17 protein-coding genes are annotated in these 19,761 nt (G+C 71.7%); 6 read left to right on the plus strand and 11 right to left on the minus strand.

Annotated features, from left to right (window positions below):
• Positions 1 to 18 precede the first annotated feature (18 nt).
• From LPA41_RS15805 to LPA41_RS15835, 7 genes are read right to left on the minus strand one after another with little or no spacing between them, the layout of a single operon-like run.
• Complete coding sequence (locus tag LPA41_RS15805) at positions 19 to 1,176, minus strand: hypothetical protein (RefSeq protein ID WP_229071130.1); 1,158 nt, start codon at positions 1,174 to 1,176, stop codon at positions 19 to 21.
• A complete protein-coding gene (locus LPA41_RS15810; protein ID WP_229071131.1) occupies positions 1,173 to 2,408 on the minus strand; it encodes an O-antigen ligase in 1,236 nt (411 codons plus the stop codon). Before LPA41_RS15810 ends, LPA41_RS15805 begins: the two co-directional genes overlap by 4 nt.
• Positions 2,405 to 3,718 carry a lipopolysaccharide biosynthesis protein gene (locus LPA41_RS15815; RefSeq protein WP_229071132.1) on the minus strand — a complete coding sequence of 438 codons (1,314 nt, stop codon included), beginning with the start codon at positions 3,716 to 3,718 and terminating at the stop codon, positions 2,405 to 2,407. Before LPA41_RS15815 ends, LPA41_RS15810 begins: the two co-directional genes overlap by 4 nt.
• Positions 3,711 to 5,324, minus strand: coding sequence for a polysaccharide biosynthesis tyrosine autokinase (locus LPA41_RS15820; protein WP_229071133.1), 1,614 nt, complete (start codon positions 5,322 to 5,324; stop codon positions 3,711 to 3,713). Before LPA41_RS15820 ends, LPA41_RS15815 begins: the two co-directional genes overlap by 8 nt.
• Positions 5,325 to 5,338: 14 nt before the next feature.
• Positions 5,339 to 6,574 carry a glycosyltransferase family 4 protein gene (locus LPA41_RS15825; protein ID WP_229071134.1) on the minus strand — a complete coding sequence of 412 codons (1,236 nt, stop codon included), beginning with the start codon at positions 6,572 to 6,574 and terminating at the stop codon, positions 5,339 to 5,341.
• Positions 6,575 to 6,582: 8 nt separating this feature from the next.
• Positions 6,583 to 7,704 (minus strand): aminotransferase class I/II-fold pyridoxal phosphate-dependent enzyme, encoded by a 1,122-nt coding sequence (locus LPA41_RS15830; RefSeq protein WP_229071135.1) that lies wholly within the window; start codon positions 7,702 to 7,704, stop codon positions 6,583 to 6,585.
• The gene (locus LPA41_RS15835) at positions 7,697 to 8,464 is read right to left on the minus strand and encodes a polysaccharide deacetylase family protein (protein ID WP_229071136.1); all 768 of its coding nucleotides are present in this window, start codon (positions 8,462 to 8,464) and stop codon (positions 7,697 to 7,699) included. The genes LPA41_RS15830 and LPA41_RS15835 overlap by 8 nt, the downstream gene beginning before the upstream one ends.
• Positions 8,465 to 8,720: 256 nt before the next feature.
• On the opposite strand from LPA41_RS15835, the gene LPA41_RS15840 reads away from it, so the two are divergent.
• On the plus strand, positions 8,721 to 9,734 hold the full coding sequence (locus LPA41_RS15840; RefSeq protein WP_229071137.1) for a GNAT family N-acetyltransferase: 1,014 nt from the start codon (positions 8,721 to 8,723) through the stop codon (positions 9,732 to 9,734).
• A gap of 87 nt (positions 9,735 to 9,821) precedes the next feature.
• Here the strand turns inward: LPA41_RS15840 and LPA41_RS15845 are convergent, their stop codons facing one another.
• Positions 9,822 to 10,328, minus strand: a complete 507-nt coding sequence (locus LPA41_RS15845; RefSeq protein WP_229071138.1) for a pyruvoyl-dependent arginine decarboxylase — start codon at positions 10,326 to 10,328, stop codon at positions 9,822 to 9,824.
• A 94-nt stretch (positions 10,329 to 10,422) separates the two neighbouring features.
• Positions 10,423 to 12,291 (minus strand): YncE family protein, encoded by a 1,869-nt coding sequence (locus tag LPA41_RS15850; RefSeq protein WP_229071139.1) that lies wholly within the window; start codon positions 12,289 to 12,291, stop codon positions 10,423 to 10,425.
• A gap of 95 nt (positions 12,292 to 12,386) precedes the next feature.
• Here LPA41_RS15850 and LPA41_RS15855 point away from each other — a divergent pair, with 95 nt between their 5' ends.
• Positions 12,387 to 12,620, plus strand: coding sequence for a zinc ribbon domain-containing protein (locus tag LPA41_RS15855; protein WP_229071140.1), 234 nt, complete (start codon positions 12,387 to 12,389; stop codon positions 12,618 to 12,620).
• Between the two features lie 79 nt (positions 12,621 to 12,699).
• On the plus strand, positions 12,700 to 13,266 hold the full coding sequence (locus tag LPA41_RS15860; RefSeq protein ID WP_229071141.1) for a hemerythrin domain-containing protein: 567 nt from the start codon (positions 12,700 to 12,702) through the stop codon (positions 13,264 to 13,266).
• Between the two features lies 1 nt (position 13,267).
• Here LPA41_RS15860 and glpK (LPA41_RS15865) read toward each other — a convergent pair whose 3' ends face one another.
• On the minus strand, positions 13,268 to 14,764 hold the full coding sequence (glpK, locus tag LPA41_RS15865) for a glycerol kinase GlpK (RefSeq protein ID WP_229071142.1): 1,497 nt from the start codon (positions 14,762 to 14,764) through the stop codon (positions 13,268 to 13,270).
• A complete protein-coding gene (locus tag LPA41_RS15870) occupies positions 14,761 to 15,519 on the minus strand; it encodes an IclR family transcriptional regulator (RefSeq protein ID WP_229071143.1) in 759 nt (252 codons plus the stop codon). The genes glpK (LPA41_RS15865) and LPA41_RS15870 overlap by 4 nt, the downstream gene beginning before the upstream one ends.
• Before the next feature lie 125 nt (positions 15,520 to 15,644).
• Here LPA41_RS15870 and LPA41_RS15875 point away from each other — a divergent pair, with 125 nt between their 5' ends.
• From LPA41_RS15875 to LPA41_RS15885, 3 genes are read left to right on the plus strand one after another with little or no spacing between them, the layout of a single operon-like run.
• Positions 15,645 to 16,493: an MIP/aquaporin family protein gene (locus LPA41_RS15875; RefSeq protein ID WP_229071144.1), complete on the plus strand. Its 849-nt coding sequence runs from the start codon at positions 15,645 to 15,647 to the stop codon at positions 16,491 to 16,493.
• Positions 16,486 to 18,003: a glycerol kinase GlpK gene (glpK, locus tag LPA41_RS15880; RefSeq protein ID WP_229071145.1), complete on the plus strand. Its 1,518-nt coding sequence runs from the start codon at positions 16,486 to 16,488 to the stop codon at positions 18,001 to 18,003. Before LPA41_RS15875 ends, glpK (LPA41_RS15880) begins: the two co-directional genes overlap by 8 nt.
• Position 18,004: 1 nt before the next feature.
• Positions 18,005 to 19,699: a glycerol-3-phosphate dehydrogenase/oxidase gene (locus LPA41_RS15885; protein WP_229071146.1), complete on the plus strand. Its 1,695-nt coding sequence runs from the start codon at positions 18,005 to 18,007 to the stop codon at positions 19,697 to 19,699.
• Positions 19,700 to 19,761: the final 62 nt, after the last annotated feature.

The raw sequence follows: 19,761 nt of genomic DNA on the forward strand, positions 1-19,761 counted from the left end.
GGGTGTCTCCTTCCGCGCTCACGCCCGCAGCACGCGGGCGTTGAGCGCCATGTTCGCGACGAACTGGTCGTTGACGACCCGGTGTTTCTCCAGTCGCAGCTGCACCGCCGGGTCGTAGCGGCCGAGTTTGACGAAGCCGTCGGCGAACCAGCCGTTGTCGGTGCCGGTGCCGTCCACATAGGCGCGGTAGGTGGTGCCGCCCGGCCAGGCGACCTTGGTGAGCAGGGCGGCGAACGCGGCCATGTCCGCGTCGGTCCAGGCGCTGCCGCGATCACGAGCCTCCACGACGTACGCGATGACGCCGTTGCCGTGCCCGACGTCCTGCCCCGGCCGTTTCGCCGAGTCCCACACGTCGCTCCAGAAGTAGGCCGTCGGCTCGGCCGGGTTGCGGCGGAGCTGGGCCCGCAGCCGGTTCGCGATGGTGTCGTGGACGGTCGAGTACCGCGACTTGCGCCCGGCGTCACCGGTGAGCCGGGACAGGTTGAGCGCGATCAGGGCCCAGTGCGCGGCCATGTGCGTGCGCTCCCGGTAGATGTTGTCGTCGGCGCCCCGGGTGAACCACTTCTCGAAGATGTCGGTCTCGGCGAAACCCAGCAGCCGGTCGTACCGGGCCCGGTAGCCGGCGTCACCCCAGACGCCCGGGCTGTCCCGGATCGCCGTCAGCAGCGTCGTGCCGTACCGCCAGAAGTAGCTCTCGTAGAGCGGGACCTCGTCGCCGCCCTCACCGGACTTGCTCGACGCCCAGCCCTGGTAGCGGTCCCCGAACCCGCTTCTCGGCAGCGACGCCGACGGTTTGGCGACGGCCACCACGTTCTCGGTGAACGTCAGTGCCCGGTCCAGGTAGCGGCGCTGGTCGGTGGCGCGGAACATCGCCACCAGGGAGTCGATGTCGTAGGCCAGGTCGTAGTGGTCGCGGCTGTCCGCCGAACGGCTCAGCGGCAGGCCCTCCCGGTACTGGAAGTCCCAGCTCTTCTGGTACAGAGCGGTCCAGTGCGACACCGGTTTCACCTTCAGCCGGTCCTGCCGGGAGGGTGCCGCCCCGGGCATCGGGTCCAGCACCTCCGGCACGTCGGAGTCGCGGACGGCGGTGTGCGCGGCCGCGGTGCCGGCCACGGCCAGCGCGCCCGCGCCGAGCAGCAGCAGCGAACGCCGGCTCAGGCGTTTCGGCGGGTTCATCGGGGCACCGGCTCTCGCCGGCCGGCGAGCGGTTCGACCTCGTGACCCGGTTGCGGGACGCGGGGCAGGGCGGCCGCCGCGGCGAGGGCCGCGAAGATCCAGGCGAGCCGGGAGTCGTAGTAGTCGCCGGAGAAGAGGCTGCTCAGCGCGACGAAGACGGCCGAGGCCACGGCCAGGCCGGTGAGCTGGGGGCGGGCGCCGCCGCCGTGGACCAGGCGGGTCCAGAGCACGATCGAGGTGGCGAGCAGGCCGAGACCGATCAGGCCCCCCTCGGCTGCCACCCCGAGGACGTAGTTGTGCGGGTACTCCACCATCTGGTTCACCCCGATCACGCCGTAGAAGCCGTCCAGCCCGGCGCCGGCGATCGGGCGCGCCAGGAAGAGGTTCCAGGCGGCCGCCCAGATCGAGGTGCGGTCGGACAGGTACTGCTCCTGGACGGTCTGCTCGACGAACCGTTCCTGGAAGAGACTGGTGAACTCGGGTGGCGCGAACGCCCACAGTCCGGCGATCACCCCGGCGAGCAGCACCACTGCCGCCACGACCGGACCGGCCCGCAGCCGGTGACGCAGCTTGAGCAGGGCGTACGCGCCGACCGCGGCACCGGCCAGCAGACCGGCCCGGGAACCGGAGAGCACCGCGGCGAGCAGGAACAACGGCGTCACCAGCAGCGGCAGCAACCGGCCGGTGATCAGGAAGAGCGCCACCGCGCTGATCACGCCGAGGATCTGGATCCGGACGAAGACGTTCGGGCCGCCGCCGAACGCGGAGTACCGGCCCTGCTCGCCCGGCCCGCTGATCAGCAGGGCCTGGAGGGCGAAGACGATCGCGGCCGCGAACATCAGCCCGAACGTGGCCTTGATGACGGGTTCCGGGTCGCCCACCGCGTACACGTAGAAGGCCAGCACCAGGACGCCCAGCAGGACCAGGTCGAGGGTCTGCGGCCCGACCCGGGAAGCGGGCGGCGCCCACAGCGCCGAGCCGATCTGGAAGAGGAAGAACAGGACCGCGGCCACCAGCCAACCCTCCCGCCTGCCCGGACCGGACGTGGCGGACAGGCGGTGCGGGCGGCGTGCCAGATCGACGGCGAGCAGCACCAGCGCGATGATCAGGCCGATCACCCGCAGGTCCACCCAGGCCAGTTCGAGCAGACCGGCACGGTCCAGCGTGTACCGGCCGCCGATCGTCACCAGGACCAGCACGAGTCCCGGGGCGAAGAAGGCATGCCTGGTCATGCCCGGTCCGTCGCCGGCGGGCGGTCCCGGACCACCCGGGAGGCGATCAGGGCGAAGAGCAGGCAGCAGCCGTAGCCGAGCAGCGAGCCGTAGGCCGCGCCGAGGATACCGATCTTCGGGATGAGCAGCAGGTACGTCGCGAAGCTGACCACGAAACCGGTGATCTCCGCGGCCGACACCAGACCGCCGTGCCCCTTGGCGATCAGCAGGCCCAGGCTGACCCGGGACACCGCGTAGAGGCCGGCGGCGACCACCAGCGGCAGCACGATCGACTTGGCCGGCGCGTAGTGGTGGCCGAACAGCGGCTCGATCAGCAGGTAGAGGCCACCGGCCACCAGCGGCACCACCACCAGCACATAGAGGGACACGGCCACCACGATCGGCTTCGACCGCAGATCACCCTTGAGGTCAGCGGCCCGCCAGCGCCCGAGGCGCGAGTCCGCGTACGCCCGCACCGGCCACGCCAGCAGCTCGGTCATCGTGGCGACCGAGGCGTAGAGACCCAGCGCTGCGGTCGACGCCAGCGCCGGGATGACCAGGCGGTCCACCCGCAGCATCGCCATGTTCGACAGGGCGGCCGGGAAGAGGGCCAGCCCCTCCCGCCGGACCAGGCGGTTCTGCCCCGGCGTGATCGGGGTGTCCGTCTCGGACACCGGCAGCCGCAGCCAGATCAGCACGTAGATCACGGTCGGCGCGGCACCGGCCAGCAGGTAGGCCAGGAACCAGGTGGCCGGGCTGGCCGCACCCACCAGGTAGAGGCCGACCAGCGCGCCGAGCAACAGCAACGCCTCGATCACCCGGCACAGCAGGAAGTCGCGGACCCGGCCCACCGCGATCGCGATCGAGCGGGTGGCCAGGCCGGCCGCCTCGATCAGCGCGTACCACGCGAGCATGCCGACGACCATCGGGCCGGGGCTGAGCCGGTGCGGCGCGACAAGCGCGTACAGCACCGCGCCGCCGAGGAACAGCAGTGCCGGCACCAGCAGCAGACGGCCGTAGGCCCGGACCGCGGGCGCCGGCGACACGTTGTGGTACCCCGCCACGAAGCTGCGCTCGGTGCCGAGCAGCAGCACCTGGGTGGCCAGGTAGACCACCTGGAGCATCAGCGCGACCTCGCCGCGGTGGGTGGGTGTCAGCGAGCGGACCATCAGGATGTTGGCGGCCATCGCGACGGCGCCGGTCAGCACCTGCGAGGCGAGCAACTGGACGTACGGCTCGCGCAGCATCCCGGCGAGCCAGACCAGCTGCCGGGCGCCCCGCGGCGGACCGGGCGACCCGGTCCGTGTCCGGTGGACCTGGACCTCACTCACCGGGACGTGGCTCCTCGTCCGGGTTGCGCTGGGCCGGCAGCTGCGGCTCGGTCGTGAAGACGGGCGCCCAGCCCCGAGGCGGGGCCGATTCGGCCGAATCGGCGGGTTTGGCCGGCTGGACCGGCTTGGCCGGTGCCGGCGGCTCCGCGGCCTCACCGATCGCGGGCTGCACCACCCGGGCCCGGCCGCGCGCCCGGCCGACCGGCGGCAGCGAGACGAACGTGTCGTCCATCCGGCTCGGCCGCGTCGTGGTCTCCGGCTCGGCGAGCAGGCCGATGCTGTCCAGGCCGGGCTGCACCTCGGCCACCACCTCGTGCCAGTCCTTGCCGGTGGGCAGCTTGCGCGGCAGCGCGTTGAGCACCGCGCCGGCCAGCCGGCCGCCGACCCGCTGCAGCAGATCCATCGACTTCTGCACGTCGGCGGCGCGGGTGCGGTTGGCCCGGACCACCAGCAGGGCGCTGTCGGTGACCTGGCTGAGCACCGCGGCGTCGGCCACACCGTGCAGGGCCGGCGAGTCGACGAGCACGATGTCGAAGCGTTCGGTGAGAGTGCGCACGGTGGCGCTCAGCCGCGGCGAGGCGAGGATCTCGCCGGGGTCGGGCGCGTGTTCCCCGGCCGGCAGCACGGTGACCCGGCCGCCGAGCGAGCTCTGCAGCACGTCGGGCATCCGGGCGTCGCCGGTGAGCACCTCGGCCAGCCCGCGGGAGGTCTCCAGGTCGAGGTAACGCCCCAGGCCGGGCGTGCGCAGGTTGGCGTCGACCACGGCGACCCGCGCCCCCGTCTCGGCCATCGCTATGGCCAGCCCGCAGGTCACCGCCGTGGTGCCCTCCTTCCGGCTGGAACCGGTGAGCAGCACCGACCGGCCGCGCCCGGCGCCGCGGTGCGGGTCGGTCAGGTCCGGCAGCAGGCTGCGCAGCCGGCGGAACGCCTCGGCCAGCGCCTGGTCCGGGTTGCCGGCCCGGCCCGGCCGGTTGCCGATCGAGATGGTGCCGACCGTGCCGAGGCCGAGCCGGCGCAGGTCGTCCTCCTCGGCGACCGTCTTCGCGGTCGCCTCCCGGACCGCCACCGCTGTCGCACCGATCAGCAGGCCCAGCACGGCGGCGAAGCCGATGTTGCGCAGCAGGTTGTCCGGGTCCTCGACGGTGACCGCGTCCTGCACGATCGAGATCGCCGGCGCCGGGCCGTCGTCGCTGCTCGTGCCGATCTCCCGGGCCAGGCTGACCAGCACCGCGGCGGCGGTGGTGACGACCTGCCGGCTGCGTTCGGCCTCCGGGCCGGTCGCCGAGATCTGGAGCAGGTCGGTGCCCTCCCGGACCTGCGCGGAAAGGCTCTTCTGCACCTCGTCGGCCGTCACCGCGGTGCCGAGCCGGTCGACCACGCCCTGCGCCACCCGGGGCCCGGTGAGCAGCGCGATGTAGGAGTTGAGGCGGCGGGCGTCGGCGTCCGGGTCGCCGTTGCCGCCGGTCACGAAGACGATCATCGAGGACCGGTACGCCGGCGGGCCGGCCAGTGTCGCACCGGCCGCGATGCCGGCGGCGGCCAGGACCGGCACCAGCAACCAGAGCCATCGACGCCGGCAGGCCCGCACATAGGCACGCAGTTCCACGTTTCCCCCGATCGTCAGGACTGCTGGGTGAGCGCCGGGCGTTTTCCGCCGGCCCGGTTCAGGACCGCCTCGAAGCGGTCGAAGAGCAGGTCCCGGGAGAACTGCTCCACCGCGAGCTGGTGCGCCGCCGCCCGGGCCTGCTCCAGCCACACCTCGTCACGCACGTGCTTGACCAGCAGCTCGGCCGCGGTGGCGATGTCCTCCGGGTCGAGCACCAGCCCGGCGCCGGTCGCGGTGAGCAGGTCGGCCTGCCACCCGCCGTAGTTGATCGCGATTGGCCGGGACGCGGCGAGCGCGTCGAAGAACTTGTTGGCCGAGTTGTCCCAGAGGCCGCGGATCGGCCGGACGAAGCTCGTCGACATGGTGGCCGCGCCGAGGATCACCGGCAGCTCGGATTTCGGCACCTTCTCCCACATGTGCACCACGCCGCCGAGCAGGCCGAGCTGTGCCGCGAGGGCCTTCGTCGGCTCCCACTCCTTGCCGTGCCCGACGATCAGCACCCGGACGTCGGGGTCGAGCTCGCGCATCCGGGCGGCGGCCCGCACGACGTATTCCACGCCGTTGACCGCGCCGAGCGCGCCGGTGTAGACGATCAGCGGCCGGTCGCCGAGCCAGTCGTGCCGGGCCCGGAACGCGGCCACCGCCGCCGGGTCGACGGCGAACAGGTCCAGGTCGGCGGCGTTCGGGATGACGGTGGTGCGGGTCGCCGGGCGCCGCGCGGTGACGCCGGCGGCCATCCCCGGTGAGAGCGCGACGACCTCGGCGGCGTTGCGGTAGGCGAAGCTCGCCAGCGCGCCGGCCAGCCGGCGGGCCACCGGGTTGCGCAGCGCGCCCATCTCGATCGGCACCTCGGGCCAGAGGTCACGGACCTCGAAGACGAACGGCACCCGGCGCAGCCGGGCCGCGATCACGCCGGGCACGGCGACGGTCAGCGGGGTGCTGGTGGCGAAGACCAGATCGGCCTTGAGCCGGGCCGCCCGGGCGGCGGCGAGGAGCATGAACTCGGCGAAGGCGCGCAGCCGCCGGGCATAGGACATGTTGTTCGAGTACGGCACGCGGAACCAGTGGACCCGGACACCCTCGTCCTCGGTGACCCGCCAGCCCAGGTCCCGGGAGCCGGGGGTGATGTCGGTGGTGATCACGTCCACGGTGTGGCCGCGCGCGACGAGCCTGCGGGCCTGCTCGTAGGAGCGGATGCCGCCGGCCATCCGTGGATTGCAGTAGTACTGGTGGATGTAGACGATGTGCATCGCGACCCTCAGCCCTTCGACAGTGCGGCTCGGACGGCGGTGACCACGCGTTCCCGGTCCCGCGCGGTCAGGGCGGAACCGCTGGGCAGGCAGAGCCCGCGGTGGAACAGGTCGCCGGCGACGTCGCCGCCACGCCTCTCGCAGTCCTGGTAGACCGGCTGCAGGTGCATCGGTTTCCAGGCGGGGCGGGCCTCGATGTCCTGCCCGGCGAGCCCGGCGATGATCCGGTCGCGGCCCTCGTCGACGAGCACGCAGGTGAGCCAGTGGTTGGGTGTGCCGTACCCGGCGATCGGCATGAAGGTCAGGCCGGGCAGGTCGCCGAGCGCGTCGCGGTAGTGGTGGAACGTCTCACGCCGGGCCGCGATCATCTGGCCGAGCCGTTGCAGCTGGCCACGGCCGACCGCGGCCAGCAGGTTGCTGAGCCGGTAGTTGTAGCCGACCGTGCGGTGCTCGTAGTGCGGCACCGGCTCGCGGGCCTGGGTGGCCAGGTGCCGGGCCTGCCGCGCGATCCGGTCGTCGTCGGTGACAAGCATCCCGCCGCCACCGGTAGTGATGATCTTGTTGCCGTTGAACGACAGCACGCCGGCCAGCCCGAACGAGCCCGCGGGCCGGCCCCGGTAGGTCGCGCCCAGGGCCTCCGCGGCATCCTCGATCAGCGGCACGCCATAGCGGTCGCAGGCGGTCAGCAGCGGGTCGTAGTCGGCACACTGCCCGTACATGTCCACGGCGATCACCGCGCGGGGCAGCCGGCCCTGCTCGGCCCGGACCCGCAGCTCCTCGGCCACCAGGGCGGGATCGACGTTCCAGCTGTCCGGCGTGGAGTCCACGAAGACCGGCCGGGCGCCCAGGTAGGTCACCGCGTTGGCGCTGGCGGCGAACGTGAACGAGGGCACCAGCACGGTGTCGCCGCGCCGCACCCCGGCGGCGATCAGGGCCAGGTGCAGGGCCGCGGTGCCGCTGCTCAGCGCCACCGCGTGCCGCACGCCGACCAACTCGGCGACCTGCTCCTCGAAGGCGTCCAGGTCGGGGCCGACCGGCGCCACCCAGTTCGAGTCGAACGCCTTGAGCAGCAGCTTGCGCTCCAGGTCGCTGACGTCCGGCGGGGAGAGGTAGATGCGCGTGTCAGTCATGGACCCGGGTCCTGACCGCCATGATCGGCCACGCCGGGTGCAGGCCCTGCCGCCGGATCCACATCGGCGACTCGCCCGGGTGCATCGCCGGGCGCAGCGTGGTGGCGAAGCTGCGGTAGCCCGCCCGCCGCGCCATGGCCACCTCGCGCTCGCCGCAGTCGACGGCCGAGCCGTAGGGCGCGGCGAAGTCGTGGACGGCCACCCCGAGCTCGTCCTCGATCTCCCGCTTGGAGTCGGTGAGCTCCCGCTCGGCGGTGTCGTCGTCCTGATCGGTGAGGCGCTGATGGGTGATCGTGTGCGAGCCGAACGCGAAGCCGGCCGCGGCCAGCTGCCGGCAGTCCGACCAGGTCAGGTTGCCGGGCCGGCCGACCAGGCCGGAGGTCACGAAGAACATCGCCGGCACCCGCATCTCCAGCAGGATCGGTGCGGCCACGTCGCGCCAGGTCAGGTGGGCGTCGTCGAAGGACAGGCAGAACATCGGGCCGGTCAGCTCGCGCTCGCCGGCCAGCACGGCCAGGGCCTCGTCCCAGGAGAGCATCGGGCCGATCCGCTGGAGGGTGCGCAGGTGGCGGCGCAGGTCGGCGCCGTACTCCGCAGCGACGTCGTGGTAGAAGGGGAAGTAGAGGCCCGGCGTGCTCGGGAGCCGGCGGAGCAGCCCCGCGGGTGCGAGGATCCGGCCCTGTGCCCGGGGACGCGCCCGGAGCCGGCTGCGCAGCCCCAGTTCGTTCAGGCGCTTCTTGATCGCCGTGGGCGGGTGCAATGGTCCCCCTTTGATCTCGACCACTCGTGGATCGCGATCAATCACCGACCTCGACCACGAAGGGCCACGGCGCCATGCGCCCCGCGGCTCTGCACCCACGATGGCAAATGCTCACCGGCCACGGCAGTAGCAATTGTCATAAGGAACGCGAGGATTATTCATGTGAAAGGGAATTGGTCCGAACGGGTCATTGTGGAATGCGCGCGCGGGTGGGCACCATCCGGGCGGGGAGCCTATTCGATCGGGGATACCGACCATGCTTCGACTGCGACGGGCCGAACCGGCCGCGGGGCTCTGGGCCGATCGTGCGACCTACCACGACCGGCTGATCTTCCACACTCCCGAGTGGCTCGCCTTCGTGGCCGAGAGCCAGCGCGCCGAGCCGGTGCTCGCCACCGTGCACGACGGCGACACCGTCGTCGGCCACTTCACCGGGCTGGTCACCCGGCGGTACGGGCTCCGCATCCTGGGCACGCCGATGGCCGGCTGGACCACGTCCTACATGGGCTTCAACCTGCGGCCGGAGGTGCCGCGGCGGGCTGCCCTCGAAGCGCTCGTGCCGTTCGCCTTCGACGAGCTCGGCTGCGCGCACCTGGAGGTCCGCGACCGCGGCCTGACCGAGACCGACCTGGCCGGCCTCGGCCTGCGCTGGGAGACCGCGCCCACCGCGGTGATCGATCTGAGCCCCGCCGAGGACGCGCTCCTCGGTGCGATGGCCAGTGCCTGCCGGCGCAACATCCGCAAGGCGGCGAAGAGTGGCGTCATCATCGAGGAGGTGCACGGCGATCCCGCATTCGCCGGTGAATTCCACGATCAATTGCGGGATGTTTTCGCCAAGCAAAATCTGGTGCCCACCTATTCGGTGGAAAGAGTCGAGTCGTTGATCCGTCACCTGGAGGGGCCGGGGCGGATCCTGTTGTTGCGCGCCCGTGACGCGGGTGGCCGGTGCATCGCGACGGCAGTGCTGCCGTGGTACCACCGGACGATGTACTTCTGGGGTGGCGCCAGCTATCGGGCCGATCAGCACCTGCGGCCCAACGAGAGCCTGATCTGGCACGCGATGCGGTGGGCGAAGGACCACGGGGTGACCGAGTTCGACTTCGTCGGGGGAAATGCGTACAAGGCGAAGTACGGCACCGTCGAGGTCCCGGTGCCGTGGGCGCGGCGGTCCCGGTCGCCGCTGGTGGCCCGGCTGCGTGACGCGGCCAAGCAGGGGTTCGCGCTGAAACAGCGGACGGCGGCGCGGCTGACGGGCGCCCGGCCCTCCTGACCGACACGGAACCGGACGCGGCGGAAATGCCGCCGCGCGCCCGGTCCGCCAACCGGGCGCGCGGCTCACTCGTGCCGAGCTGGTCGATCAGTTCGCCGCGCCCACCCAGGTGGCGGTCTCGTAGGGGGCGATCACCATGGCGCAGACCGGGTCGCTCTCGCAGACCACGCCGTGCACCACGAAGTCGGGGTCGGTGAAACCCTCCTCGTGGCCGCGGATCAGGTCACGCAGGCTGTTCTTGATCGCCTGGGTGACGTATCCCTCGCTGGTGCCCTCGTGCTCGACGAACAGGCCACCCTTGCCGTCGAGGCGCTGCACCCAGCCGATGCCGGCCCAGGCCTGCTCGCCGGGCAGGGTGGCGTACTGCTCGGCGTAGACGCAGTACAGCTTGTCGCCCCAGGCGCCCACCGGCACCGGCGCCTTACCGGTCGCGTCGACCGAGGTGCCGGGCGGGATGACGCTGGAGAGTCGTACCAGGTTGTAGACGGCGAGATCGGCGTTGACCAGCGCGTCGTGGAAGGCGGAGAGGGTCGTGGTGCCCTGGCCGGTCACCTTGACGACGGGGATCTGGTCGTACACCGCGGAGCTACGCACGTTTGGTTACCGGCCTCTCAGGTCGTTGCCACTGTCGTGCGTACTTGTCGGCCGCCGGTCCCGCGACTGAAGGATTCGGCCGAGGAGAGTTCGCTCAGCCCGGGGTGGCGATCACGACCGGTCCGGCGGGCAGGTCGAAGACGCGGCCCGCGGTGCCGGTCGCCGCGTCCACGCTGACCAGCGCCGACCGGTTCGCGTCGAGCCGGGTCAGGACGTACGCGGTGGAGCCGTCCGAGCGGTGCACGATCTCCCACGGCTGGGCACCGACCCGGATCGGCGGGCCGGCCCGGTCCGCGGCCGTGTCGATCCAGCCGATCACCGGGGTGTCGGCGCTGCCGTAGACGTACGCCCGCTGCCCGCCCGGCGCGGCGCTCAGCCGCCACGCGTTGCCCACGCCGGGCATCGGGATCTCGGCGCGGACCCGGCCGCCGGCCACGTCGACGGCGGCCACCACCATGCCGGTCGCCGTGGTGCAGAGCGCCAGGACCGAGCGCCCGTCCGGGGTGGCCGCCAGCGCGGTGATCTTTCCGGGCAGCTCCAGTGGTGGGAGCAACCGGCCGGTCCCGGTGTCGTAGGGGCCGAGCCAGCGGTCCGCCGCCACGTAGAGGCGTTTGCCGTCCGGGGTCAGCACGATCTCCCGGGAGCTGCGGTGCAGCGCGATGGTTCGGCTCGTCCCGGCGGCGGTGTCGACGATGCCGAGCCGGGCCGCGGGCTCCAGGACATAGAGCACGCCGCCGGGTCCGGCGACCATCTGCCCGGCCTGCCGGCCCGCGGTGACCGGCTTGCCGGCGGCACCGGAGGCGACGTCGACCGGCACCACCGAGGCCGGGGAACCGGCCAGCACGTAGACGGTCCGGCTGTCGGCGGAGACCGCGGTCGCCGTCGCACCCGGCACGGCGACCCGGTGCCGTACCCGGCGCGCCGCGGTGTCCACCAGCAGAATCCCCTCGGCGTTGCCGATCACCGCGGTCCGGCCGTCCGGGACGGTGTGGAACCAGTCGGCCTCGCCGGGCGCCAGGGTCGCGGCCGGGCTGGTCAGGCCGGTGCCGGTGTTCAGCGTGGACAGGCGCCCGGCGTCGGCGTCCAGCACGTGCACCAGCGGTGCCGGGGCGGCGGTGGCCGCCACGAACCGGGCGTCGGCCGGATCGGCGCCGCCACCCCAGCGCACGCCGCCCAGGTGCACGCCGGCCAGCTGGGTGCCGGCCAGCTGGGTGCCGCCGCTGGCGGCGAGGATCAGCGCGGTCGCCGCGGCTGCCGCGACCCGGGTGCGGCGGCGCAGGCCGTGCGTCTTGCGGGGGTACGCGGTGAGCGCCCCGTCGACCGCGGCGGTCTCCAGTTCGCGCCGGGCGGACGTCGGCACCCCGAGGGTCCGCTGGATCTCCGCGGCCAGCGGGGCGCCGGGCTCGGTGTCACCGACCACGTAGACGCCGGCGAGCCGTTCGGCGGTCAGACCGGCCGTGGCGATCGTGGTGAGCAGTTCCCCGACGACGCGGCGGCGGCCCTCCGGGGTGTGCGGCACCAGGACGCCGGAGGCCTCGCCGAGCTGGGTGAACCCGGTGCGCGTACGAATCAGGACCGCCACCTCCGCGAGCGGCCCGCCGAGCGTGACCACCGCCGCGGCCCGCCGCCGCCGCAGGCCGGTGGCGACCGCGTGCGCGACCGCGACCGGGCCGATCAGGAACGCCGGCCGGCCGACACCGGCGGCGGCCGCGGCCCGGCTCAGAGCGGTCCGGTGCTGCTCGTCCCACCCCACCGGGTGGACCACCGTGAGCGCGCGGGGCACCGGGCGCACCGCGTCCCGCAGCACCTCGCTCAGCAGGCCGGACAACTCGGCGGGCGCGGTGTCGCGGTCGGCCGTGGTGTCCCGGTGCGAGATCACCGGCAGCCCGCTCGCCGTGTCGTCGTCGAGCGCCAGCGTGATCCGTCCGGCACCGAACCGGATCACCAGGCTCGGTCCAGCCACGATGTGAGCACCTCCTGCGTTGAGTCCCCGGTGTAGAACTCAACGCGGCAGAGCCGGATAGATGACGACTGGCGTTCGTGGGTAAGCATGAACACATGTTTCTGTTGTTCGGGCTCAGCACGAAGGACCACCTGGCCGGCACCCACTTGATGACCTGCGAGATCTGTGGCTGGCAGGCGCCGCAGCAGCTCCTCAAGAGGTCCACCAGGTTCACCCTCTTCTTCATCCCCCTCTTCCCGGTGAAGGCCGCGAAGTACTACCTGATCTGCGGGCACTGCCAGGGCTTCCGCCCGGCCGATCCGAGCCGCCTCGGCATCGCCGCCCACTGAACGCGCATAACCGGGGCGCGTCCGGGTAGCCGGGGGAGCGTCCGCGCACGGTGCGCGGCGCGAACCTCCTGGAGGAACCGTGACGAGCCCTCAGCACTCCGGCGACGTGATCGACATCCTGATCGCTGACCACCGGGACGTCACCGCCCTGATCGGCAACATCCGGACGGTGACGGACCCGATGGTGCGCCGGGACCTGACCGACACCGCGATCAGCGAACTGGTCCGGCACGCGGTGGCCGAGGAGATGTACATCTACCCGGCGATGCGCGACCACCTGCCGGACGGCGACAAGGCCGTCGAGCACGACGTCGAGGAGCACAAGGAACTCGAGCAGACCATGAAGCGGCTCGAGGACGTGGACGTCTCCAGCCCCGAGTTCGACGAGGCGCTGCGCAAGCTGGAGGAGATCCTCGCCGACCACGTGCAGGACGAGGAGACCGAGCAGTTCCCGCAGCTGCGCCAGCACATCCCGGCGGAGAAGCTCGTCGAGCTGGCCGGCAAGGTGGAGACCGCGAAGAAGCTGGCGCCGACCCGCCCGCACCCGGGCGCGCCGAACGCCGAGCTGTTCCACAAGCTGGTCGGACCCGGTGTGGGCCTGGTCGACCGGCTGCGCGACAAGCTGACGGGGCGCGCCACGAAGTGAGCTATCCAGCCGGCTGGATCCAGTCGAAGGTGCGCTCCACCGCGCGACGCCAGTTCGCGTACTCGTGGTCGCGCACCGCGGCGTCCATGGCCGGCATCCACTGCCCCGCGATGTGCCAGTTCTGGCGCAACCCGTCCAGGTCGGGCCAGTACCCGACGGCGAGTCCGGCCGCGTACGCCGCTCCCAGCGACACCGTCTCCACGGCGAGCGGCCGGACCAGCGGGACGTCGAGCACGTTGGCGATCATCTGCATCAGCAGGTTGTCGGCGGTCATCCCGCCGTCCACCTTGAGCGTGCGCAGGGCCAGCCCCGAGTTCGTGTTCATCGCGTCCACCACCTCGCGGGTCTGCCAGGCGGTCGCCTCCAGCACCGCGCGGGCCAGATGACCCTTGGTGATGTAGGAGGTCAGGCCCACTATCACGCCGCGCGCCTCGCTGCGCCAGTGCGGCGCGTAGAGGCCGGAGAAGGCCGGCACGATGTAGCAGCCGCCGTTGTCGGCGACGGTCCGTGCCAAGGTCTCGATCTCCGGGGCGCTGGAGATCAGTTCGAGCTGGTCGCGGAACCACTGCACCAGGGAGCCGGTGATCGCGATCGAGCCTTCCAGGGCGTACGCCGCCGGCTCACCCGCGATCCGATAGGCGACAGTGGTGAGCAGCCCGTTGTCCGAGCGGATCAGCTCGGTACCGGTGTTGAGCAGCAGGAAGCTACCGGTGCCGTACGTGCACTTGGCCTCGCCCGGCGTGAAACAGGTCTGCCCGAACAGGGCCGCCTGCTGATCGCCGAGCGCGGCCCCGATGCGTACGCCCGGGAAAGCCGCCGTGGCGGTGCCGAAGACGCCGATCGACGGCCGCACCTCGGGCAGCATCGCGGCCGGGATGCCGAAGAAGTCCAGCGACTCCCGGGACCACTCCAGGGTGCGCACGTCGAGCAGCATGGTCCGGCTCGCGTTCGTCACGTCGGTGACGTGCAGGCCGCCGGTGAGGTTCCAGATCAGCCAGGTCTCCATGGTCCCGCAGAGCACCTCGCCCCGCTCGGCGCGCTCGCGCAGACCCGGCGTGTGGTCCAGGACCCACTTCAGGCGAGGCCCGGAGAAGTACGTCGCCAGCGGCAGTCCCGACCGTTCCTCCACCTCCTTCGCCCCGGGCCGGGCGGCGAGTTCGTGGACCAGGCCGTCGGTCCGGGTGTCCTGCCAGATGATCGCCCGCCCGACCGGGATGCCGGTGCCGCGGTCCCACAGCACGGTGGTCTCCCGCTGGTTCGCGATGCCGAGCGCGACCACCTGGTCCAGGGTGATCCCGGCCCGGCGCAGCACCCGGGGCGCCAGCCGTTCCACATTGCGCCAGATCTCCATGGCGTCGTGCTCGACCCAGCCGGGCCGCGGGAAGTGCTGTTTGTGCTCCTGCTGGGTGAGCGAGACCAACTGGCCCCGGCGGTCGAAGACGATGCAGCGGGTGGAGGTGGTGCCCTGATCGATCGCGACCACGTATCGCTCGGTCATCGTGCGGCTCCCAGGTCCCGGGAGACCGCGCGAGCGGCATCCCGGACGTAGGTGATCAGCTTCGGGTACGGGTGGTACCGGCTGTCGCAGAGCCGTTCGACCGGCCCCGAGATGCCGATCGCGCCGACCACGAGGCCCCCGTACCCCCGGATCGGTGCCGCGACCGCCGCCTGGCCGAGCGTCATCTCCTCGATCTCCGCCGCCCAGCCCGCCTCGCGCACCCCGTCCAGGGCGGCGGAGAGCGCCTTCGGCTCGGCAAGCGTCCGGCGCGTGAACCGTTCCAGGTCGCTGCCGGGTGCGACACCGCCCGCGCGGTACGCGAGCAGCACCTTCCCGAGGGCGGTGGCGTGCAGCGGCAGCAACGTGCCGACGTCGAGGGTCTGGAACGTGTCGTCGGGCCGGAACACGTGGTGCACGACCAGCACCCGGCCCTCCAGGACGGTGCCGATCCGCACCGACTCGCCGCTGCGGGCGGCCAGCGGATCGGCCCAGTTGATCGAACGGGACCGGAGGTCGTTGATGTCCAGGTAGCTGGTACCCAGGTGCAGCAGCGCGCCGCCGAGCTGGTACTGCCCGGAGTTGCGGTCCTGCTCGACGAAGCCGACCAGTTGCAGGGTGCGCAGGATGCCGTGGGTGGTGCCTTTCGCCAGGTCCAGGGTGCGGGCGATCTCGCTGAGCCCGAGCCGGCCCGGCCCGCCGGCGAGCGTCCGCAGGATCGCGGCCGCTCGTTCGATCGCCTGCACGGTACCGGGCATGTTTCGGACTCTATGCCACCGCGTGACGACTCGCCGTGATTGATGTTCGACAATGCCGACCGGTGTTCATTGCCCCGCCCCCGATGCGTTCCTAGCGTCCACTGCATCGGAAGCAGGGAGGGAGCATGGCAACACGACCCAAGATTCCCGGCCTCGTCGGTGAGTTCGCAGCCGAGTTCGCCGGCACGATGATCCTCATTCTGTTCGGTGTCGGCGTGGTCGCCCAGGTGGTGGCGGCCGGCATCGGAGACCACGACAGCATCGCCTGGGCCTGGGGGCTCGGCGTCACCTTCGGCGTCTACGTCGCCGGCCGGATCAGCGGCGCACACCTCAACCCCGCCGTCACCATCGCGCTCGCCGTCTTCAAAGGCTTCGAGTGGCGCAAGGTGGCGCCGTACATCGTCGCCCAGATGCTCGGCGCCTTCGTCGCGGCGCTGCTGGTGCGCTGGAACTACACCGAGGCCCTGCACGCGGCCGACCCCGGGCTGACCATCAAGACGCAGGGGGTCTTCTCCACCCTGCCCGGCAACGGGACCTTGCCGTTCGACGAATGGGGGGCGTTCCGCGACCAGGTCATCGGCACCGCGATCCTGCTGTTCCTGATCCTCGCGGTCACCGACCTGGCGAGCACACCGCCGCAGGCCAACCTGGCGCCGTTCATCATCGGCCTGATCGTCGTCGGGATCGGCATGGCGTGGGGGAGCGCCGCCGGCTACGCGATCAACCCGGCCCGTGACTTCGGTCCGCGACTCGCCAGCTTCCTCACCGGGTACGGCGGCGCGTTCCGCGACCAGACGGGGTATCTCTATTTCTGGGTGCCGATAGTCGCGCCGATCATCGGCGGTGTGGCGGGCGCCGGGCTGTACAAAGTTCTGGTCGGACGCTTCCTGCCGTCGGCGGAGCCGCCGGAACCGGGCAACATACCGACACCCCGTGGTGAGGACGACGAGAACGTGGAGGCGAACCGTGGCTGACTTCGTCGGCGCAGTGGACCAGGGCACCACCAGCACCCGATTCATGATCTTCGACCATGGCGGGAACGAGGTGGGCCGGCACCAGCTCGAACACGAACAGATCCTGCCGCAGGCCGGCTGGGTCGAGCACAACCCGATCGAGATCTGGGAACGGACCGTCGCCGTCGTGCGGACCGCCATGCAGAAGGCGAACCTGTCGGCGCGTGACCTGGCCGCCGTCGGGATCACGAACCAGCGGGAGACCACGGTGGTCTGGGACCGGCGGACCGGCCGGCCCTACTACAACGCGATCGTCTGGCAGGACACCCGCACCGACCGGATCGCGTCCGCGCTGGACCGCGACGGCCGCGGCGACGTCATCCGCCGCAAAGCGGGACTGCCCCCGGCCACGTACTTCTCCGGCGGCAAGATCCAATGGATCCTGGAGAACGTCGACGGCGTCCGGGAAGCCGCCGAACGCGGCGACGCGATCTTCGGCAACACCGACAGCTGGCTGCTGTGGAACATCACCGGCGGCGTCAGCGGCGGCAACCACGTCACCGACGTGACGAACGCCAGCCGGACCATGCTGATGAACCTGGAAACCCTCGACTGGGACGACGAACTGCTGTCGTTCTTCGGCATCCCCCGGCAGATGCTGCCCGAGATCCGGCCCTCGTCCGACCCCAACGGTTACGGCATCGCGCACGTCGACGGCCCGCTCGGCGGCGACGTGCCCCTCACCGGCGACCTCGGCGATCAACAGGCCGCAACCGTCGGCCAGGTCTGCTTCGCACCCGGCGAGGCCAAGAACACCTACGGTACGGGCAACTTCATGCTCCTGAACACCGGGACGAACCTGGTGCGCTCGGAGAACGGGCTGCTCACCACCGTCTGCTACAAGTTCGGTGACGCCGCGCCCGTCTACGCGCTCGAAGGCTCGATCGCGGTGACCGGGTCCGCCGTGCAATGGCTGCGCGACCAACTCCACATCATCAACTCGGCCGCGGAGAGCGAAGCCCTGGCCGCCTCCGTGCCGGACAACGGCGGCGTCTACTTCGTACCCGCCTTCTCCGGGCTGTTCGCGCCGTACTGGCGTTCCGACGCCCGCGGCGCCATCGTCGGCCTGTCCCGCTTCAACACCAGCGGGCACATCGCCCGCGCCACCCTGGAATCCATCTGCTACCAGACCCGTGACGTGGTCGACGCGATGGCGCAGGACTCCGGCGTCACCCTGGACGTCCTCAAGGTCGACGGCGGGATCACCGTGAACAACCTCTGCATGCAGATCCAGGCGGACGTGCTGGGCGTGCCGGTCAGCCGCCCCGTGGTGGCCGAGACGACCGCCCTCGGTGCCGCGTACGCGGCCGGCCTCGCGGTCGGCTTCTGGAAATCCACCGACGAGCTGCGGGAGAACTGGAACGAATCGCAGCGCTGGCAGCCGAGCTGGTCGCAGGAACAGCGCGAACAGGGCTTCGGGAAGTGGAAGAAGGCGGTGCAGCGAACCCTCGACTGGGTGGATGTGGACTGACATGACAAATCTTTCTCCTGCTCATCGGGACGCCGCCCTGAGCGCGCTCGCCGCGACCGAGGTCGACGTGCTGGTGATCGGCGGGGGAGTGGTCGGGGCGGGTTGCGCGCTCGACGCGGTCACACGGGGACTGACCGTGGGCCTCGTCGAGGCGCGTGACTTCGCCTCCGGCACCTCCAGCCGGTCCAGCAAACTGATCCACGGCGGGCTGCGGTACCTGGAGATGCTGGACTTCGGGCTGGTGCGGGAGGCGCTGCGCGAACGAGGACTCATCCTGCAGCGCCTCGCACCACACCTGGCCCGTCCCGTCCGGTTTCTCTACCCCCTCAAACACCGCGGCTGGGAACGCCTCTACGCCGGTGCGGGCGTCACCCTCTACGACGCGATGGCCGCCTCCCAGGCACTGCCCCGCCACCGGCACCTGAGCCGGCGCGGCGCGCTGCGGGCCTGCCCGGCACTGCGCAAGGACGCGCTGGTGGGCGCGTTGCAGTATTACGACGGGCAGCTCGACGACGCCCGGCACACCATGTTCCTGGCGCGGACCGCTGCCGCGTACGGCGCGCACGTGGCCTCGCGCACCGAAGTCGTCGGCATCCTGCGGGAAGGCGAACGGGTGACCGGCGTACGGGTGCACGACCTCGAACACGACCGGACCTTCGAGATCCGTGCCCAGCAGGTCATCAACGCGACGGGCGTCTGGACCGACGACACGCAGTCCCTGGTCGGCGAACGCGGCCAGTTCAACGTCCGGGCTTCCAAGGGCATTCACCTGGTCGTGCCGCGCGACCGGATCCAGTCGTCGACCGGTCTGATCCTGCGCACCACGAGCAGTGTGCTGTTCGTGATCCCCTGGGGCCGGCACTGGATCGTCGGCACCACCGACACCGACTGGAACCTGGACAAGGCGCACCCGGCCGCCTCCAGCAAGGACATCGACTACCTGCTGACCGAAGTCAACAAGGTGCTGTCCCGGCCCCTGGAACGGGCCGACGTGCAGGGCGTCTTCGCCGGGCTGCGCCCCCTGCTCTCCGGCGAGTCCGAATCCACCTCCCAGCTGTCCCGGGAACACTCGGTCGGCAGCCCCGTGCCGGGACTGGTCGTGGTCGGCGGCGGCAAGTACACGACGTACCGCGTGATGGCCCGCGACGCGGTCGACGCCGCCGTGCACGGCCTGGCCCGCACCGTGCCGCCCTGCGTCACCGACAGGGTGCCCTTGCTGGGCGCGGAGGGTTACCCGGCCCTCTGGAACCGGCGCGGCATCCTCGCCACGCAGTCCGGGCTGCACGTAGCCCGCATCGAGCACCTGCTGGGCCGTTACGGCACCCTCATCACCGAGGTCCTCGACCTCATCCGCGACGAACCGGACCTGGGCCGCCCCATCAAGGGCGCCGAGGACTACCTGCGAGCCGAGTTCGTCTACGCCGCCGCCGCCGAAGGCGCCCGCCACCTGGTGGACGTCCTCGCCCGTCGCACCCGGATCTCCATCGAGACCTTCGACCGGGGCGTGGTGGCGGCACCGGACGCCGCCGAACTGATGGGCCGGGTGCTGGGCTGGACACCCGAGCAACGCGACCGGGAGGTGGAGAACTACCGCCTGCGGGTGGAGGCCGAACGAGCCTCCCAGGAACAGCAGGACGACGAAACCGCGGACGCCGCCCGGCTGGGCGCCCCGGACGTCGTACCCCTGCGGTTGTAACCCACTCGAGAGCCGGCGGCAGCCTTCCCGGCTGCCGCCGCCTCGTGCCCGGCTGCCGTCGC

This window comes from Actinoplanes sp. DH11, from assembly GCF_020873875.1.
In the GTDB taxonomy this organism is placed as follows: Bacteria; Actinomycetota; Actinomycetes; order Mycobacteriales; family Micromonosporaceae; genus Actinoplanes.

Excerpts from the sequence above, each read along its gene's own strand:
- LPA41_RS15830 (WP_229071135.1), bottom strand. The coding sequence starts at position 7,704 with ATGACTGACACGCGCATCTACCTCTCCCCGCCGGACGTCAGCGACCTG.
- LPA41_RS15885 (WP_229071146.1), top strand. The coding sequence starts at position 18,005 with ATGACAAATCTTTCTCCTGCTCATCGGGACGCCGCCCTGAGCGCGCTC.
- LPA41_RS15870 (WP_229071143.1), bottom strand. The coding sequence starts at position 15,519 with ATGCCCGGTACCGTGCAGGCGATCGAACGAGCGGCCGCGATCCTGCGG.
- LPA41_RS15840 (WP_229071137.1), top strand. The coding sequence starts at position 8,721 with ATGCTTCGACTGCGACGGGCCGAACCGGCCGCGGGGCTCTGGGCCGAT.
- LPA41_RS15825 (WP_229071134.1), bottom strand. The coding sequence starts at position 6,574 with ATGCACATCGTCTACATCCACCAGTACTACTGCAATCCACGGATGGCC.
- LPA41_RS15875 (WP_229071144.1), top strand. The coding sequence starts at position 15,645 with ATGGCAACACGACCCAAGATTCCCGGCCTCGTCGGTGAGTTCGCAGCC.
- LPA41_RS15855 (WP_229071140.1), top strand. The coding sequence starts at position 12,387 with ATGTTTCTGTTGTTCGGGCTCAGCACGAAGGACCACCTGGCCGGCACC.
- LPA41_RS15805 (WP_229071130.1), bottom strand. The coding sequence starts at position 1,176 with ATGAACCCGCCGAAACGCCTGAGCCGGCGTTCGCTGCTGCTGCTCGGC.
- LPA41_RS15810 (WP_229071131.1), bottom strand. The coding sequence starts at position 2,408 with ATGACCAGGCATGCCTTCTTCGCCCCGGGACTCGTGCTGGTCCTGGTG.
- glpK (WP_229071142.1), bottom strand. The coding sequence starts at position 14,764 with ATGACCGAGCGATACGTGGTCGCGATCGATCAGGGCACCACCTCCACC.